The organism is Spiroplasma endosymbiont of Cleonymus obscurus, assembly GCF_964273375.1.
Taxonomy (GTDB): Bacteria; Bacillota_I; Bacilli_A; order Mycoplasmatales; family VBWQ01; genus Spiroplasma_E.
The window spans coordinates 937,318-954,062 of record NZ_CAXWWA010000002.1 but is presented as its reverse complement, the minus strand read 5'-3'; the positions used below and the strand labels follow the sequence as shown (position 1 = coordinate 954,062).

Genomic DNA, 16,745 nt, shown 5'->3' with positions numbered 1-16,745 from the left:
GTTGATGCAAATGTTAAAACACTTAATGCTGTTAATATTTTTTCATTTTTCCATCCTTCTATTTTATTTTGACTTTATTTAAGAAGTCAATTTTACTTTACTACTTTTTGAAGACAAATTCACAAAAATTATATTTTTTAAAGTTAAAACTTTTTTGCTGCTTCTTTAATATACTGTTCAAATTTATCCATCGTTTTTTCTGGCCCTAATGCTGACAAACCTCCACCTTTTGCTAATATTTTAGAACCAATAAGTAAATTAGCATCATTTTGATGAAGTTCTTGAACCTTAGTACCACAAATAAGAATTGGTTCTACTACTTTAGCACCTACAAATTCTCATGTCCCTTTTAAATAAGTTGCATGATTACCTCATAAATATCAGCCATATGGTGCTCCTTGTGTCGCCAAAATTTGAACTTTTAAATGTGGTAATAATCCTCTAGCTTCACCTTGTTTGGTATATTTATAATCAAAAGTTTTACCAGCAACTAAGATGTGATCTAAATAATTTTTTGTCATGCTAGTAACATTAAAATTTGTCATTGGTGTTGTATATATAACTTTATTAACATTTTTTAGTTGATTAATATAATAATCAGAATCTTTTTCATTAAAATATGAAGTAAAGTTTTTTTGCGTAATAGTAATACTTGCCATTGGTATTTGATTTAAATCTAATTCAATTATTGAATCTTCTGGATGAAATTCACGATAATATTTAACAAAACGAGATACTAAACTTTCAGAATAAGATAGTTCTTTTTTAATCATAGAAGAACGAATTACTAATATTTTATTTGCCATTATTTTTGCCTCCGAAATATCTAAAATAACTTTATAATTTGATTTTATCAGTTTTTATTTATTATTTTTTAAAAAATAATAAATAAAAATATAGTTTTATAAAAAAATGAAATATTTATTATAATTTTATCAATTTCTATAAAGTGTTATCATTAAAGTGTGTAAAACTTTTAAAAAAGTTTATAGAAAAATTTTAAATTAAATAGATATTAATTCTAAAAAATAGATATAAGTAGTTATTATAGAAATTTTAGTATTTGTACACAAATTATAATTATTAAGAAATTTGAGATTAGACTATCAAAAATATAGAAAGAGGCAAAAATATGAATGAAAGAAGACAAAAATTACTTGAATTGATGAATAGAAATTTAAAAATTAGTACTTTAATTAATTACAAATTTAAAATTTCTGAAATAACTAATGCAATTGCAAGTATCAATAATGATTTATATAAACAACAAAAATATTTTGGTCAAAGGGCGCATCACTTTAACCCTTAGATTCATAATTGGATAACAAAGAACGATATAACTATTGTTCTTTTTTTGTTAAAAGATTAAAACTTAATAAAACTGTCGTAGAAGTCTAATAGTGAGTACGAAATGTAAATACTTCTATATCAGGATAAAAGAGTTATTTAAGAATGTTAATAGAATTGTTGATGTATGAAATTGAGATTAATTTTGCATAGAAATACACAACCACAAACCCCGTTTTATTTTCTTTTTTTTAAATAATTGCACCAAAGGGGGTTATATACATACATACCTCATTAACAATATCATAACACAATATAAAAAATAAAGGAGAAAAATAAATATGACATACGTTTATTTAGTAAAATACAAAGTTAATTATACATTTGAAACAAAATATAAAGTTTTTTATACATTTAAGGAAGCAAATAATTTTCATAAAAATTATAAACATCATTTATTAGAAGATGCATATATTATACATTATGAAATATTAGCATTTGAATTAGATATGCAATATCCAAATCAAGAAAAACTTAAAGAAAAACTTAATTAATGAAAGGTAAAAATATTTATGGAATATAGAGAATATAGAATGAATGGTTCTTGTGATAAATGTAGAAAACAATCTTCTTTTGGTAATAGATTATGTAATAAATGTTTTTGAATATTAATAGGTAGAAATAAATATGAGTAAATTAATTTTTAAAAAAGAAACTCATCAATATTTTTTAGAAGATAAAGAATTAATATCAGTTTCTAGAATTATTGATAATTATTTAGGTTTTGGTTATAGTCATATAGCACCAGAAGTATTAAAAAATGCTTCAAATCGTGATAAAGATGAAGATAAATTAAAAAGAATTAAATTACAATTAACGGCTTATTATTGTATGTTACTTGATAATGGCATAATTCCATCTTATAAAACTTATGTTTATTTAACTAATAAAAATACTCAACAAGAAATAAAAATAGAAATAACAAATGAATTAATAAATGAATGATTAGAAGCAAAAATAAATTATTTTAAAGGAGAAAATAAAAATGATTAAAAATACACCGTTAGAATATATTAATAACAGAATTAATAAACATTTAGAAAATATTAATGAACATAAACAAAGAATATCAAGATTGCAAGATGATATTAATCATTTTAATAATTTTATTAAATCAAATGAAATAAGATTAACTGAATTAAAAATAATAAGAGAAATTTTAGAAAAAAATGAAGAAAATAATGAATAAATGTAAATATTGTAATAAAAGAATTTGGTTAAGTAAATTTTGATGTCTAAAATGTTTAGAAAAAATTGAAGTACATTTAGATAATAGATTTAAAGGAGTTAAAAAATGATTTTAATTACTACAATTAATGATATTTGACCTATAACTTGAGTACTCATTGGATTAATTATAATTGCTCCAATTATTTTAATAATAGAATTATTAATTCTACTTTTTATTCATATAAAAGATTTAATAATTGAAAAAAATAAAAAACGAAAGGAACTATTAAATAATGGATAAAAAAAGTTCTGGTATGGATAAATCAATTTTAATTTTATTAAAACATATAGGCAAAATTAATAAAAAATTAGATGAAATTTTAGAAATATTAAATAAAAAAGGAGAATCAACTAATGAGTAATAATAAAAATGAATTAAAAATTCCTAATTTTATTAAAAGTAATAATAATATATTTAAAAAATATCAAGTTAAAACTGAATTTTATGATTTTTTAAAATTTAAAACTAATAATTTAGAAAATTCAAAAATTGAAGAAACTATTAAAAAAATGATTAAAGAACAACCAGTATTTAAAGAAACAATTAATACAGGTGACAATAAACAAATAATTATTAATAATAAACCAAATGATAAAGAAAATTTTTTAATTAATTATAAAAAGAAAAATTATTTATAAACGAAAGGAAGAAATAAAATGTCAGTACCATTTAATCAAAATTTAGACAATACAGAGAGATTAGTAGAAGCACCAGAATTTATAGAGTTTTTTAAAATTTCAAATAGTCCATGGGCAAACTTTTTCCCTACTGAAATTGTTGACTCAGTAAATATTGAGTTTATTGTTAAAAAACCAAAAAAACCAGAAGTTAAAATTATTGCTTGAGATGATAAAAGTAAAAGATATGAATTACCATATGTTGATACAGATAAAATTAGTAAAAAAATAACTAAAAAATATCTTGCAGGAGAAATTATTGCAGATGTAGATTTAAAAGCAAATAATGCACAAAATTTATTAGATAGTATGCAATATGAAGTTGCAAATGATTTAGCAGATAAATTGGCAATTGATGATACACAAGCAATTGCAAAATTTGCTACTAAAATCGATATTGAAGATACAACACCAGTAGGCTATTTAAAATCAATGTTATCTGCTTGAAATACTTTGTTTCAATTTAGAAATATTGCAAATAGTAAATTTTTTATTACTAATGGTCTTTATGATAGTTTAGTTTATTTAGCAGATAATAAAGGTTTAATTACCGATAATCAGTTGGCACAACAATTACGTTTAAATGGAAATAATTTATATGTAAAAGGCGTATTATGTGAAATCGTTCTTGATGACTATATGATTTTTACTAATGATAAAAATGAACAACAATTAATGACCTTTATTTTAGCAACACCAAGAGCAATGAAAAGATACATGATAGAAAATACAGTTATTTATGTAGATTTTATTAAAGATGATAAAGCAGGAAGAGCATATAAAGTTGCTGGTGAAGTTGTTGGAGAAGCAATCCCATATATTTCTAATAATGAAACAACATCACATTGAATGTTATGTGGAGTTATTAAAACAGAAAAAACTGATTTAAAAACTAAAATTACAGTTTTAACAACAAATATTACTGCAAATGTTAATAACAATAACAATGAATTAAATACAGAAATAAAAAGTACTAATGAACTTAAATCATTAAATCCAAATTTAACAAATCCAACTATTAAATATTTTAGTGATGCACAAGGAAAAAACTAATGTAAGTAATCAAAAACAAAAAGCAGGTGACTTATATATAACTATTACTGCAAATGTTAATGACTTAAATTATAAAGGTTCAACAAATCCAATTAAAATAACTCTTAAATAAAGGAAATTAATATCATGCCAATTGGTACAACTAGTACAGCAATACTTTTAAACATAAATAAACCAAAACATACTAGAACAAGTAACCAACAAGAAAATAAAAGTTTTTGATGAGAAATTTTAGAAATGATTGGTGTACAAGTTATAGCAGTAGCACTTGCTCCTTTTACTGGTGGATTAAGTGAAAGTGTAGCCCTTGGATTAGGTGCAAGTGATTTTATTGCAAGTACTATTAAGAGGCTTTTATGTAATCTGTGTATCTTTGTTTTACAAAGTACTAGTTTAGATTAATTCTATCTTCAAATTTTATCATAAAATGAGCAATTGCTGTATTTCAATTTTGAATGGGCATTGTTCATTTTTTTGTTATATTTTCAATTGCTAAATAAAATATTTTAAAAACTGCCATATCATTAGGAAAAACTTTTTTATTTCTGATAATTTTTCGTAATTGACTATTTACAGATTCAATAGCATTTGTTGTATAAATCACTCTTTTAATTTCTGCAGGATAACTAATAAAAACCATTAAATTATCTCAATTTTTATATCAAGATTTAGCAATTTGAGGATAGTGTTTATTTCACTTATTTTCAAAGGATTCTAAAGCCTGCATTGCTTGTTCTTCACTACATGCAGTATAAATTGGTTTTAAATCTGCAACTAGAGATTTTCTATGCTTATATGAGACATATTTCAAACTATTTCTAATTTGATGAACTATGCATAATTGATGTTCTGTTTTAAGATAAACTGATTGTATTGCTTCTGACATGCCTGTTAAATTATCACTGCAGGCAATAAGAATATCATTTAAGCCACGATTTTTCATTTCTGTTAAATTTGCTAATCAAAATTTAGCACCTTCATTTTCACTAATTCATAAACCTAAAACATCTTTTTTACCTTCTAAATCAACTCCTAAAGCTATATAAACTGATTTGTTAATAATGCGTTTATCTTGTCGTACTTTAACTACTATACAATCAAAATAAACAATAGGATAAATGCCTTCTAATGGTCTATTTTGTCATGCTTTGACATCATCAATCACATCATCAGTAATTTGACTAATAATACTTTCACTAATATCAGCACCCTGATATAACTCTTGTAACTGCATTCTAATATCTGATAATGTCATACCTTTTGCATATAAGGAAAGAACTTGTTGATCAAAACCATCAAATCTTCTCTGTCTTTTTGGCACTATTACAGGAGTAAAATTACTATTACGATCTCGTGGTACATCAATCTCAATTTTACCTTGTTGAGTTATTAATTTTTTTGAACTTATACCATTACGAGCATTGTCACTATTACTATGTTGATTTTTTTCATATCCTAAATAATTTTGCATCTCAGAATTCAACATTTTTTCAACTAAACGTTTTGTTAATTCTTTATATAAACCCCCTTCTTTAAAAACTGTTGTTAAATCTTCAGTATTTTCTAATAATAAATCTACTGCTTTTGATATTGGATCATTATTATTAAAGTTATCTTTTTTAGCCATCTGTAACTCACTCTTTCTAGTCATTTAATTATATTTACTAGAATTAATTAAACATAGTTATTTTTGTAAGTTACACAGATTACTAAACATTACCACTATTTTGGTATTTATGCTACAACTGATTTTACTATTAATCAAGTTTATGATTATTTAAAAGGAAATGTAACAAAATTAAATACTTTCTTAAATTTATTACCTGCATTTGCTGGACTTAATAAAATTAGTCGTGGTTATCGTACTACTAAATTTATTAAACTAGCACAAGAAACTAAAACATTAGAACAAGTTGGTATTAAAGAAGCCAAAAATTTACAAGAAGTTATTAGTCAAGTAAGTGGAAAAGAAATTTTAACAGATAAAATTATTGGTAATAAACGTTATTTAATGAATTATAGTTTTAGTCCTAATCGTGAAACAGTATTACGAGATTTAGGTTATGTTGCTGAAAGACAATATAAAAATAATTTTCAAAAATTAGAAGCACAAGAATTAAAAGATTATTTATTATTACAAAATACATTAATAAAATTAAGTCCACAATTAACTCCTAAATTTAAAATTAAAGATATTGAAAAAGCAAATAACTTTTTAAAAAAATTTAATACTGATTTAAAAAAAGTACTATCTATGAACCAACATGATTGATTAAATTTAGTTCATACAATACATTCAGAAAATAGATATGGAAAAACTTTAATTTTAGATTTACAAAAAATTCGTGCTAATGCTATTAAATTTAATTTTAAAAATAATGTTATTCATCAACTTGTTTTAAAAGCAAATCAAAGTTTTAAATATTTTGATATTAGATTTTATTTAAAAAAAGGTTTAAATAAATTTTGAAAAGATACACCATATTTTGAAAAAATACGACAAAGTATATATAAATTACAAGAAAAATTTGAAAAGTTAGAAAAACATGCATTTGAAAAAATTAATAAATTAAAAGAAAAAACAACTGATTTATTTACTAGTGTAGAAAAAAGAGCAATTAAACACGTACAATTAATTCCATTAAATTCACCAGTATTTATGGGTTGTAAAATTCAACCTTTATCATTAGATAAATGTGCAATTACTATTTATCATCGTAATCCTAAATATAAACCAATTACAGTTGTTGATAGTATTCTTAAAGCAAAAACTTTTGTTACTCAAATACATCCATTTCATTGATATCGTTGATATAGTGGTTGATACATTGGTTATGGAGTAAATCATAATAAATGATTAAAAGCAATAGCATTTGCTCCGCCAGTTGTTCAACAAGTAATTAAAGATAGTTTTAAAGTATATAGAGAAATATTTAGAATAATAAGAACTTATCATAAAGTAGTAAATGTTATTAATAATCCTATTGAAAATATTAACAAATCATTTAAAAATGTTGGTTTAAAATTTTCAGTAAATACTTTATTTGGTACTGGATTATTACATCATTTAGAAAAGTTTGCATATAGTCAAGTTGTAGCAAAAAGTAAGAAAAAATTAAAAAAAGGCAAAAATAAAATACAAAAAGAAATTGAACATATAACACATAAAAAAACAAAAAAACATACTCATCATTATAAACAAGCATTTTTTAAGGAATGATAAATTATGATTAATAAACTTTGAACTGATGTCAGTCTTGAAAATTATAATAACTGATATCCATTAACTGGAAAAATTACAGAAACCCCACAGCAATATATACAGACATGACCTAATGTTAATGATTGATTTAAAACTTTTGCTATTCGTGCTCAAAATGATATTAATGCTTATCTTGATTTTATTTTATCTAAATTTCCTTTTGATAGTTTTAAAGATGAATTAATTAAAGAAACATTAAGAGATATGGTTTATGTAATGTGGAATGGCAACCCTTTTTAGGACTATTTTTTGGTAGACATTTTTTCATGATATTTAACTGGAGTTAGGTAGTTTAAAGTGCTGTGGATTCGTATGTTGTTGTATCAATTGATATAATCAAATAATTCTAATTTTAATTGGATTAATGATGTAAAATTTTTATCATTAATAAATTCAGTTTTGAAAGTTTTGAAAGTTGCTTCAGCAACAGCATTATCATAAGGACAACCTTTTTTGCTTAAAGAACGGGTAATATTGAATGCTAATAAAAGTTTATCAATAGTTTTATTATTGAATTCATTACCGCGATCACTATGAAATATTTGAATATCTTTTAAACAGCGATTTGATTGCATAAATGCTTGATATACTAATGATGCATCTTTTTTAGTACCTACACTATGTCCAATAATTTCGCGGTTAAATAGGTCGATTAATAAGCAAATATAGTTTCACTTACCATTAACTTGAACATAAGTTAAATCACTAAGAACCTGTTTAGAATCTTTTTAATAAAACTGAAATAAATGAAAGAACAACCATTTGTAAACTAGTATTTAGTTTTCTTTCACAATTTTTTCATAATCTTCTGTATTTTTCTAATCAAGCAAAGCTTCGTTCTACAATTCATCTTTTTGGTAATACTACAAAAGTATGTAATTCATTGCGTTTTATCACTTCAACATTTGCATTTATGATTGTTTTGATTTCAGAAGCAAATTTTTCACCAGTATAACCAGCATCTACTATTATTTTTTGAACTGCAGAAAGATTTTCTTTTTCATTTTCAATCATTATTATAGCGCTATTACGATCTGTTTTTTCTGCCGTGGTTATGTAAATTGCATGTGGTAAACCTTGAGAATCAACAACAATATGACGTTTTATGCCTGAAATCTTTTTACCAGCATCATAACCTTTATTTTCAGTAGTATCTGTATTTTTAACACTTTGTGAATCAATTATACAAAAACTAGTTTGTTCTTTGCGATTATTGTTGATACGAACTTTTTTAACTAATTTTTTTTAAAATTAATTGCAATACACTAGGTTCTTTACCATTATTTTTACTTCAAATTTGAAAATAATAATATACAGTTTGTCATTTTGGAAAATTTTTTGGTAACATTCTTCATTGACAACCACTTTTTAATACATATAAAATTGCACAAAATATTTCATATAAATCTAAACTTCTTGGTTTTGTTTTCTTTTTACTATTTTCTAAAATTGATTTTATGTTTTCAAATTGTTCTTTGGTGACATGACTTGGATAATTTTTATGCATATATACCTCTTATTTTAAAATATATAATCATTTTACATTATTTTCGAAAAGATTCTAAACAGGTTCTAACAATAACTTCATTTTTAAGCCTATTATTAAAGTTTCTATTCACAAGATTGCTTATTTGGCTATCATTGACTTTGTTATGATGATTTTTAAATGATAATTTAGTGTATTTTGATATTAAATTATGCTGATTCATAATTTCTTTAATTTTTTTGCGTGATAAATAAATTTCTTTATTTTCTAGACTGACTTTTAATCTTCTTGTTCCATAAACTTCTTTATTTTGTTTAAAAGCACTAATAACAGCTTCATCATACATATTATTTTTGATTTTATCTTCTTTTTTCTTTAAATTAAAATAATATGTTGATTTAGAAAGTTTTAAAAAACGACAAATTGGACGAATTTTATATTTAGATTTATTATTTGTAATAATCTCTACTTTCTGCCTATTATTAGTGCTGCTTGCTTTAAAATATCATTCTCCATTCTTAATTGTTTTAATTCTTTATTTGCTTGAATTAATTGTTTTTCTAAATCCGAAAGATTATCTTTAGTTTTAAAACTGCCTGAATTTGTAAATTGCTTAATTCATTTATAAGTAGCTGCTCTTGTAACGTTGTATTCTTTAGCAAGGCAAGATACTGATTTGCCATTTTGATATAAAGATACTATTTGTTTTTTAAATTCATCATTATATGAGTTAATATTGGCCATAATTATATTTCCTTTCTTTTAACTAATTTGTTCACTTGTCTACGTAATTAGTGTCCAATAAAGTGTAACCCATCCAATATTTATTCGTCATTATCAATAAACAAAGGTTTGAATGATGATAATAAAATTTTATTGCCTTATTATTTTGAATTAAAATCAAGTCCAATAAAACCTAGTAAAAATGATATTTGACAATATAAAGATATAAAAGTAATATTAAAATCTCCATATTTTGATTTTACAGATATTAATAATATTAAATTAAAAAACAATGATATTAGTCAAAATGAATTATTTAAACTAGATGATAACCAATTTAATTGATTATCTATAACAAATGAATTAGAAAGTAATAATATACCATCATTAATCCCAGCAGATTGAACATTAGCAAATGGTGAATATGGAAAATACTTTACAAGAGCAATTATTGGAAAAATGAAAATTGAAAATGCATTAAATTTATATGGTTCAAATAAATCTCAGTTATTTTCTAAATTAGAATTTTATAAAGAAATTTCACAAATTGATAATAATAATGAATTTGAGTTAAAAATTGAAAATCCGATTAATAACTTAAATCGGATTGAAATCAGTGGCATATTTGGTGCTGGTAATTATGATTTAATTTTAATTACAGATAAACAAGAAATAGAATTAAATAATATTAATTTATTTGATAAATATAACGAAAATATTTCTTATATAAATTTAGAAATATAATTATTCAAAATAATTATCTGTATAAGTACCATCTCATTTTACATCTTCATCATGATGCTTAAATTTAGAAAAATATAAATCAGTTTTATCGGGATTATATCATTTATTTCATCAAATAGTAGTATCTCCAAAAACTCATTCATGATATGGTGTTAAAAATTTATTGTTATTTTCATGGGTAAGCACCCCCCATGATTAATCCTATTGTTCCAGTTGTAGCACCAGTTAGTGCTAATGCTAATGTTATTTTACTTAAATTTGTTTTTATTCATGTTTTCATATTAAATTACTCCTTTTTTCCTTGATTTTACTTTTAAATTGTACTATTTTTAATTATTTTTACAAGTATGCTTTTAAATGCAAAATAACGCCTAAATTAAAGGCGTTTATTTTGTAATACCTATACTATTAATTGTATTGAAATTATTTATTATATTTTAAATATGAAAGTGGTTTTTTAAATAATTTTTATTTTATTTAAAATTACACTTATATATTTAAATAATAATTAAGTAAATTAATTTTTTAAATATATTTACAATAAATTTAGATTTTTTTAAAATAGTTAGGAGAAGTAAATGTGAATTTTAATTATAAATGAAATTTTAGAGAACAAAGTGCAAAAATTGATAAATTAGTTTTAGAACATATAACAAAAAAATGAGAAAAATGAGATTGAAGAATAAAAAATACAAGAGATAAAAAGAAATATAAAATTGTTGATTATCAATATCGAACAAGAAAAATAATGTATGGATTAGTAACTTATAAAAGAAGAATTTATGAATATTTTGATGAAAAATTACAAAAATGAACTCGAGTATGTTTAGTTGATGAATGACTAGAATTACCTAAATATAAAAGAATTGGTGAAGATGTTGAACAAACTATTATTGAATATTTTGCTGATGGAAAAAGATATCATGATATTTGTGCTATTTGTAAAAAAGCAGGTATTAGTGTTAGTACTGTTCATAGAGTTTTTAAAAATTTAGAAGTAATTGAAGCAAATCCAGTAAAAGTAAAATTAGAAAAAAATCAACCTATTTTTGTAGCAATTGATGATGGACATCGAAAGTTTTGAGATTTTAAACGTAAAGGTATAAAACACTCTATGAGATTAATAACAACATATACAGATAATATTAATCATAAAGTACAAAATAAAAGAGTAAAAGCAATTATTAGACCAACAAGAACAGCAATTGGAGTTAAAAAAATTGCTGAATTTGTTAAAGAACATTGTCAAAAATTTTATGAAAATGTTGAACAAGCAAAAATAATTATTTGTGGAGATAGTGCTGGATGAATTAAAGATGTAGCAGATTATCTTGGTGCTGAGTTTGTTTTAGATAAATTCCATTTAATTAGAACATTATATCTTGGTATAATGGCGGGAAATAAAGGAAAATATTGAAGTGAATATAATAATTGTAAAGATTTCATTAATAATGGTCAATATGAACAATTAATTGATTATTTATATAAAGAATTAGATAATCATAAAAAGTTAAAAAAACAATATTTTAAAAATAATAAAAAAGGTATTGTTAATCAAGGTGCAAAATGAAATATTGGTTGTTTTACTGAAACAAATATTTGACATGTTTTAAAAGAAATGATTGTTAATAGAACATATAGTATTTTTATTTATATAAAAATGGTTATTTTTAAATGTAATCAAATAAATTTAAAAACATAATTTTACTTATTTTAAAATAAAAAATTAAAAAAACTTATTAAATTAAAAGTTAATAAGAATTTTTGTTATATATTTATGTTAATTAAATTATTAAAATGTTTTTATAATTTATAAAATTGAGTATTTTAATTGTAATATTTTTAAATTAGTAGTAAGATAAATTTACAATTTCATAAAAATCCAAATTATTTCTTGTCTAAATTTATAATAAGACTACAACGATTTAATTTATTCCGGATTTTTGACAATCTCCCAATATTTAGAAAATATTAGAAAATACAGAAATAAAATTCAAAGAAAATTTAATAAAAACAAAAAGATAAAAAAGAAATTAAATAAAATTTTAAACAAATATTTAGCACAAATAAAAAAATTTAGTTTTTTTATTAATAAATATAAAAAAGAACCTCAACAATTATTTGAAATATTAAGTGAATTAAATTTATTTGTAGGTGAATTAATAAATCAAGAAAACATAACAGATGAAGAATTACAATATTTATTTACAATATCTCATCAATTTTCAGAACAATTAAAAAATGAAAAACCATTAGATTTATCACTATCAAATAAAAAACAAAGACTGCAACAAGAACCATTAGATTTATCATTACCAAATAAAAATCAAATATGAGAATTAACAACAAAAATTAACACATCTTTAATTAATAAAAAACATTATACTAATACATTAGAAACACACACTAAAGACAGTTTATTTATCGAAATAAAAATATCAAAACCTAGTAGTAGTTTTATATATACAAATAATTTTAATGATATACAAACATATTTATTAACCGAACAAATACAACAAAATAATTTTTTAAATAATAATGAAAAAAGTAAATATAGAAATAAAACTCATGAAAATGAAAAAAAATCACAAATCATAAGATTTAAATAATTATTATATGTCAAAAAAATCATTTTAAATAAATTATTTTTTTAATTATTTTACTAAATTTAAAAATATTGCGTATAATTTATATAATGTCAAAATTTAAGAATAACGGAGAATGAAAAATGTCTGAACAAGAAAAAGTTTCTGCTGAACAAAAAATTATTAATATTGCAGTGATAGCACACGTCGATGTTGGAAAGTCAACATTAGTTGATGCTTTATTAAAGCAATCAAATATTTTTCATCAAAACCAAGTTATTGTTGAACAAATAATGGATAGTAATGATCAAGAACGTCAACGAGGAATTACTATTTATTCTAAAAATTGTTCAATCATGCATGGTAATACAAAAATTAATATTATTGATACACCTGGTCATGCTGACTTTTCCTCTGAAGTTGAAAGAATTATGAAAACAGTAGACTGTGTTATTTTACTAGTTGATAGTGTTGAGGGACCAATGCCACAAACTCGTTTTGTATTGCAAAAAGCACTAGAACATAACTTAAATCCAATTTTAATGATTAACAAAATTGATAAAAAAGACCAAAGAATTGAAGAAGTAAAAGATGAAGTATTAGAACTTTTTATGGAATTAAATGCTAATGATGAACAGTTAGACTTTCCAACACTTTATGGAATTACTAAACAAGGTATTGCCCAATATGAATTAAATCAACCAAGTGAAAATTTAGAACCATTATTTGAAACAATTATTAAACATGCTAAAATTTCTAAATTAGTAAAATATAATGAGCCTTTACAAATGCAAATTAGTTCATTAGATTATGATAGTTTTATTGGCAGAATTGGAATTGGTAGATTATTTCAAGGTACTATTTCTGAAGGACAAGAAATAATTGTTGTTGATGATTATGATTTAAAAAGAAAAGCTAAAGTAAAATATTTATTTGTTTATCAAGGATTAAAACGAGTAGCTGTTAAAAACGCTGTTGCTGGTGATATTGTTTGCATAGCGGGTATTGAAAATATAACAATTGGTAATACTATTTGTGATAAAGATAATGTTGTGCCAATGGAACCAATTACAATACAGGCTCCAACAATGTCAATGAATTTCCTTGTTAATAATTCACCATTTTCTGGAACTGAAGGTAAACTAGTAACTAGTAATAAAATTAAAGAACGTTTAACAAGAGAATTAGAAACTAATGTTGGTTTAAAAATAGAACAATTATCTGGAAGTAATGCTGATGGTTTTAAAGTTTTTGGTCGTGGTGAATTACATTTATCTGTTTTAATTGAAAATATGCGTCGCGAAGGCTTTGAATTAGGTATTTCTAAACCGGAAGTAGTATTTAAAAAAGATGAAAAAGGACACACCACTGAACCAGTCGAAGAAATTATTTTAAATCATCCTACTGAATATAGTAGTACTGTTATTAATAATTTAAATCTAAGAAAAGGTATTATGACTAATATGGATTCTGATAATGTTCGTGATAAAATTATTTTTCATATTCCAACAAGAGGATTAATTGGATTTGGTCGTCAATACGTTAATATTACTCGCGGAACTGGTGTTATGGTTCGTAGTTTCCTTACATATGAACCATTAAAAGGCGAAATTAATAATAATAGAAATGGCGTTCTAGTAAGTATGATTACAGGGACAACATTACCTTATGCTTTAAATTCTTTAGAAGAACGTGGTACTTTATTTGTTAAACCACAAACTAAAGTTTATGAAGGAATGATTATTGGTTTAAGTAATCGTGATAAAGATTTAGATGTTAATCCTTGCAAAGCAAAACAATTAACAAATACTAGAAGTTCAGGTAATGATGAAGCTGTTAGATTAACACCACCAACTATTTTTAGTTTAGAAGAATCTTTAGAATTTATTGCTAGCGATGAATTAGTTGAAGTAACACCACAAAATATTCGTATGCGTAAAAAATTCTTGACTGAAAATGAACGTAAACAAAATAGAAATCGTAAGTAATACTTACGATTTTTTTAAAGATTAAAAGGATTATAATTTACACAGTTAACTGTAGATACTCGTATTTTAAGTAGTTTAGTGGTTACTCCATTAGTAGCTCCTGTTGTAGCAACTTTTTATGCACCGTCAATATGTGCTTTAATTTCTGGAGTTATTGTTGGTGGAGTTGTTACAGGATGAGAAAAGTATAAAGAAAAAATAAAAAAATTCTTTTTGCCTAATTGAAAATCAAAAAGTGAAATAAATCTAGAAAATAAACTACAAGAACAAAGATTATTATTAAAAAGAGAACAACAAGAAGAATTATTTTTAAGCTTACCTCCAGAAGCAAAACAACAAAGAATTTTGAATAGTTTTCAACAAATTTGAAATAATAATAAAAATAAAAATTTTATGGATATGCAAAATGAATTAAGTCAAAGATTTGAAGAAAATAAAAGAGAATTAAAACAGCAAAATTTGGAAAATATTTATAAAAGAAAAGATGAATTACAAGAACAAGTAGAAGCAGCAAAAAAAGATTTAAGTGCAGAGCAAAATGGAGCAATACAAAATAAATTAGAAATGATTACTTTTGTGGCAAGTGTAATTGAAAAAGAAAATCAAAAACCTCAATCTGATGAACACGATTTAAGAATTTTTGAGAAAGAAGTTGTTGCTTTTACCAATGAAATAGAAGAAATTTTGAAAAATAATAAAAAAAGTGATAATCTTGTGAAAGAAGATGTTAGAACCTGTTTAGAATCTTTTTAATAAAACTGAAATAAATGAAAGAACAACCATTTGTAAACTAGTATTTAGTTTTCTTTCACAATTTTTTCATAATCTTCTGTATTTTTCTAATCAAGCAAAGCTTCGTTCTACAATTCATCTTTTTGGTAATACTACAAAAGTATGTAATTCATTGCGTTTTATCACTTCAACATTTGCATTTATGATTGTTTTGATTTCAGAAGCAAATTTTTCACCAGTATAACCAGCATCTACTATTATTTTTTGAACTGCAGAAAGATTTTCTTTTTCATTTTCAATCATTATTATAGCGCTATTACGATCTGTTTTTTCTGCCGTGGTTATGTAAATTGCATGTGGTAAACCTTGAGAATCAACAACAATATGACGTTTTATGCCTGAAATCTTTTTACCAGCATCATAACCTTTATTTTCAGTAGTATCTGTATTTTTAACACTTTGCGAATCAATTATACAAAAACTAGTTTGTTCTTTGCGATTATTGTTGATACGAACTTTTTTAACTAATTTTTTTTAAAATTAATTGCAATACACTAGGTTCTTTACCATTATTTTTACTTCAAATTTGAAAATAATAATATACAGTTTGTCATTTTGGAAAATTTTTTGGTAACATTCTTCATTGACAACCACTTTTTAATACATATAAAATTGCACAAAATATTTCATATAAATCTAAACTTCTTGGTTTTGTTTTCTTTTTACTATTTTCTAAAATTGATTTTATGTTTTCAAATTGTTCTTTGGTGACATGACTTGGATAATTTTTATGCATATATACCTCTTATTTTAAAATATATAATCATTTTACATTATTTTCGAAAAGATTCTAAACAGGTTCTTAGAGAAAAGTCACCAAGTAGAAAGATGAGACAAATATCTTTATAATCTAAAAA

The 16,745-nt window shown here is 23.1% G+C and carries 24 protein-coding genes and 1 pseudogene; 17 read left to right on the top strand and 8 right to left on the bottom strand.

What is annotated here, in order from left to right; genetic code table 4:
* Nucleotides 1-143: 143 nt before the first annotated feature.
* Nucleotides 144-806 (bottom strand): FMN-dependent NADH-azoreductase, encoded by a 663-nt coding sequence (locus ACI2WJ_RS06075; protein WP_338956870.1) that lies wholly within the window; start codon nucleotides 804-806, stop codon nucleotides 144-146.
* Nucleotides 807-1,132: 326 nt separating this feature from the next.
* Between ACI2WJ_RS06075 and ACI2WJ_RS06070 the strand changes: the two genes are divergently transcribed.
* The 10 genes from ACI2WJ_RS06070 (at nucleotide 1,133) to ACI2WJ_RS06025 (ending at nucleotide 4,710) form a co-directional block, all read left to right on the top strand.
* Complete coding sequence (locus tag ACI2WJ_RS06070; RefSeq protein WP_400255145.1) at nucleotides 1,133-1,309, top strand: hypothetical protein; 177 nt, start codon at nucleotides 1,133-1,135, stop codon at nucleotides 1,307-1,309.
* Between the two features lie 319 nt (nucleotides 1,310-1,628).
* Nucleotides 1,629-1,841, top strand: a complete 213-nt coding sequence (locus tag ACI2WJ_RS06065; RefSeq protein ID WP_338957990.1) for a hypothetical protein — start codon at nucleotides 1,629-1,631, stop codon at nucleotides 1,839-1,841.
* A gap of 18 nt (nucleotides 1,842-1,859) precedes the next feature.
* A complete protein-coding gene (locus ACI2WJ_RS06060) occupies nucleotides 1,860-1,982 on the top strand; it encodes a hypothetical protein (RefSeq protein ID WP_400254871.1) in 123 nt (40 codons plus the stop codon).
* Nucleotides 1,975-2,340, top strand: a complete 366-nt coding sequence (locus ACI2WJ_RS06055) for a hypothetical protein (RefSeq protein WP_400255144.1) — start codon at nucleotides 1,975-1,977, stop codon at nucleotides 2,338-2,340. The genes ACI2WJ_RS06060 and ACI2WJ_RS06055 overlap by 8 nt, the downstream gene beginning before the upstream one ends.
* Nucleotides 2,333-2,536, top strand: coding sequence for a hypothetical protein (locus tag ACI2WJ_RS06050; protein ID WP_400255143.1), 204 nt, complete (start codon nucleotides 2,333-2,335; stop codon nucleotides 2,534-2,536). Before ACI2WJ_RS06055 ends, ACI2WJ_RS06050 begins: the two co-directional genes overlap by 8 nt.
* Nucleotides 2,537-2,641: 105 nt before the next feature.
* Nucleotides 2,642-2,818 carry a hypothetical protein gene (locus tag ACI2WJ_RS06045; RefSeq protein ID WP_400255142.1) on the top strand — a complete coding sequence of 59 codons (177 nt, stop codon included), beginning with the start codon at nucleotides 2,642-2,644 and terminating at the stop codon, nucleotides 2,816-2,818.
* Nucleotides 2,811-2,939: a hypothetical protein gene (locus ACI2WJ_RS06040; protein WP_400255141.1), complete on the top strand. Its 129-nt coding sequence runs from the start codon at nucleotides 2,811-2,813 to the stop codon at nucleotides 2,937-2,939. The genes ACI2WJ_RS06045 and ACI2WJ_RS06040 overlap by 8 nt, the downstream gene beginning before the upstream one ends.
* Nucleotides 2,932-3,216 carry a hypothetical protein gene (locus tag ACI2WJ_RS06035; RefSeq protein WP_400255140.1) on the top strand — a complete coding sequence of 95 codons (285 nt, stop codon included), beginning with the start codon at nucleotides 2,932-2,934 and terminating at the stop codon, nucleotides 3,214-3,216. Before ACI2WJ_RS06040 ends, ACI2WJ_RS06035 begins: the two co-directional genes overlap by 8 nt.
* Before the next feature lie 18 nt (nucleotides 3,217-3,234).
* Nucleotides 3,235-4,308, top strand: a complete 1,074-nt coding sequence (locus ACI2WJ_RS06030; RefSeq protein WP_400255139.1) for a hypothetical protein — start codon at nucleotides 3,235-3,237, stop codon at nucleotides 4,306-4,308.
* A gap of 126 nt (nucleotides 4,309-4,434) precedes the next feature.
* Nucleotides 4,435-4,710, top strand: coding sequence for a hypothetical protein (locus ACI2WJ_RS06025; protein ID WP_400255138.1), 276 nt, complete (start codon nucleotides 4,435-4,437; stop codon nucleotides 4,708-4,710).
* Here the strand turns inward: ACI2WJ_RS06025 and ACI2WJ_RS06020 are convergent.
* Nucleotides 4,697-5,935, bottom strand: coding sequence for an IS256 family transposase (locus ACI2WJ_RS06020; RefSeq protein WP_400255219.1), 1,239 nt, complete (start codon nucleotides 5,933-5,935; stop codon nucleotides 4,697-4,699). The genes ACI2WJ_RS06025 and ACI2WJ_RS06020 overlap by 14 nt on opposite strands.
* A 384-nt stretch (nucleotides 5,936-6,319) precedes the next feature.
* Between ACI2WJ_RS06020 and ACI2WJ_RS06015 the strand changes: the two genes are divergently transcribed.
* Nucleotides 6,320-7,531 carry a hypothetical protein gene (locus ACI2WJ_RS06015; RefSeq protein ID WP_400255137.1) on the top strand — a complete coding sequence of 404 codons (1,212 nt, stop codon included), beginning with the start codon at nucleotides 6,320-6,322 and terminating at the stop codon, nucleotides 7,529-7,531.
* Nucleotides 7,532-7,534: 3 nt separating this feature from the next.
* Entirely contained in the window at nucleotides 7,535-7,810 is a 276-nt protein-coding gene (locus ACI2WJ_RS06010; protein ID WP_400255136.1) for a hypothetical protein, read from the top strand.
* Nucleotides 7,811-7,812: 2 nt separating this feature from the next.
* Here the strand turns inward: ACI2WJ_RS06010 and ACI2WJ_RS06005 are convergent.
* The 4 genes and pseudogenes from ACI2WJ_RS06005 to ACI2WJ_RS05990 form a co-directional block, all read right to left on the bottom strand.
* A pseudogene (locus ACI2WJ_RS06005) lies at nucleotides 7,813-8,283 on the bottom strand (IS3 family transposase); the annotation flags it as partial.
* Nucleotides 8,284-8,287: 4 nt separating this feature from the next.
* A protein-coding gene (locus ACI2WJ_RS06000) for an IS5 family transposase (RefSeq protein WP_400254448.1) occupies nucleotides 8,288-9,077 on the bottom strand; the annotation gives its coding sequence in 2 pieces (ribosomal slippage) (nucleotides 8,288-8,815 and nucleotides 8,817-9,077; 789 coding nt in all).
* A gap of 37 nt (nucleotides 9,078-9,114) precedes the next feature.
* Nucleotides 9,115-9,402, bottom strand: coding sequence for an IS3 family transposase (locus tag ACI2WJ_RS05995; RefSeq protein ID WP_400255135.1), 288 nt, complete (start codon nucleotides 9,400-9,402; stop codon nucleotides 9,115-9,117).
* Nucleotides 9,403-9,521: 119 nt separating this feature from the next.
* On the bottom strand, nucleotides 9,522-9,800 hold the full coding sequence (locus ACI2WJ_RS05990) for a transposase (RefSeq protein ID WP_400254803.1): 279 nt from the start codon (nucleotides 9,798-9,800) through the stop codon (nucleotides 9,522-9,524).
* Between the two features lie 108 nt (nucleotides 9,801-9,908).
* Between ACI2WJ_RS05990 and ACI2WJ_RS05985 the strand changes: the two genes are divergently transcribed.
* Nucleotides 9,909-10,523 carry a hypothetical protein gene (locus tag ACI2WJ_RS05985; protein WP_400255134.1) on the top strand — a complete coding sequence of 205 codons (615 nt, stop codon included), beginning with the start codon at nucleotides 9,909-9,911 and terminating at the stop codon, nucleotides 10,521-10,523.
* Here ACI2WJ_RS05985 and ACI2WJ_RS05980 read toward each other — a convergent pair whose 3' ends face one another.
* Complete coding sequence (locus ACI2WJ_RS05980; protein WP_400255133.1) at nucleotides 10,524-10,709, bottom strand: hypothetical protein; 186 nt, start codon at nucleotides 10,707-10,709, stop codon at nucleotides 10,524-10,526.
* A 394-nt stretch (nucleotides 10,710-11,103) separates the two neighbouring features.
* Between ACI2WJ_RS05980 and ACI2WJ_RS05975 the strand changes: the two genes are divergently transcribed.
* The 4 genes from ACI2WJ_RS05975 to ACI2WJ_RS05960 all read left to right on the top strand — a co-directional run bounded on the left by ACI2WJ_RS05975 (nucleotide 11,104) and on the right by ACI2WJ_RS05960 (nucleotide 15,849).
* Entirely contained in the window at nucleotides 11,104-12,225 is a 1,122-nt protein-coding gene (locus tag ACI2WJ_RS05975) for an Mbov_0401 family ICE element transposase-like protein (protein ID WP_400255132.1), read from the top strand.
* Nucleotides 12,226-12,466: 241 nt separating this feature from the next.
* The gene (locus tag ACI2WJ_RS05970; RefSeq protein WP_400255131.1) at nucleotides 12,467-13,132 is read left to right on the top strand and encodes a hypothetical protein; all 666 of its coding nucleotides are present in this window, start codon (nucleotides 12,467-12,469) and stop codon (nucleotides 13,130-13,132) included.
* Nucleotides 13,133-13,251: 119 nt separating this feature from the next.
* Entirely contained in the window at nucleotides 13,252-15,096 is a 1,845-nt protein-coding gene (gene typA, locus ACI2WJ_RS05965; RefSeq protein ID WP_338956865.1) for a translational GTPase TypA, read from the top strand.
* Between the two features lie 78 nt (nucleotides 15,097-15,174).
* Nucleotides 15,175-15,849: a hypothetical protein gene (locus tag ACI2WJ_RS05960; RefSeq protein ID WP_400255130.1), complete on the top strand. Its 675-nt coding sequence runs from the start codon at nucleotides 15,175-15,177 to the stop codon at nucleotides 15,847-15,849.
* Here ACI2WJ_RS05960 and ACI2WJ_RS05955 read toward each other — a convergent pair.
* Nucleotides 15,835-16,624 (bottom strand): IS5 family transposase gene (locus tag ACI2WJ_RS05955; RefSeq protein WP_400254448.1). Its coding sequence is split into 2 segments (ribosomal slippage): nucleotides 15,835-16,362 and nucleotides 16,364-16,624, totalling 789 coding nucleotides; the frame shifts between segments, so codons are not numbered across the junction. The genes ACI2WJ_RS05960 and ACI2WJ_RS05955 overlap by 15 nt on opposite strands.
* Nucleotides 16,625-16,745 lie beyond the last annotated feature (121 nt).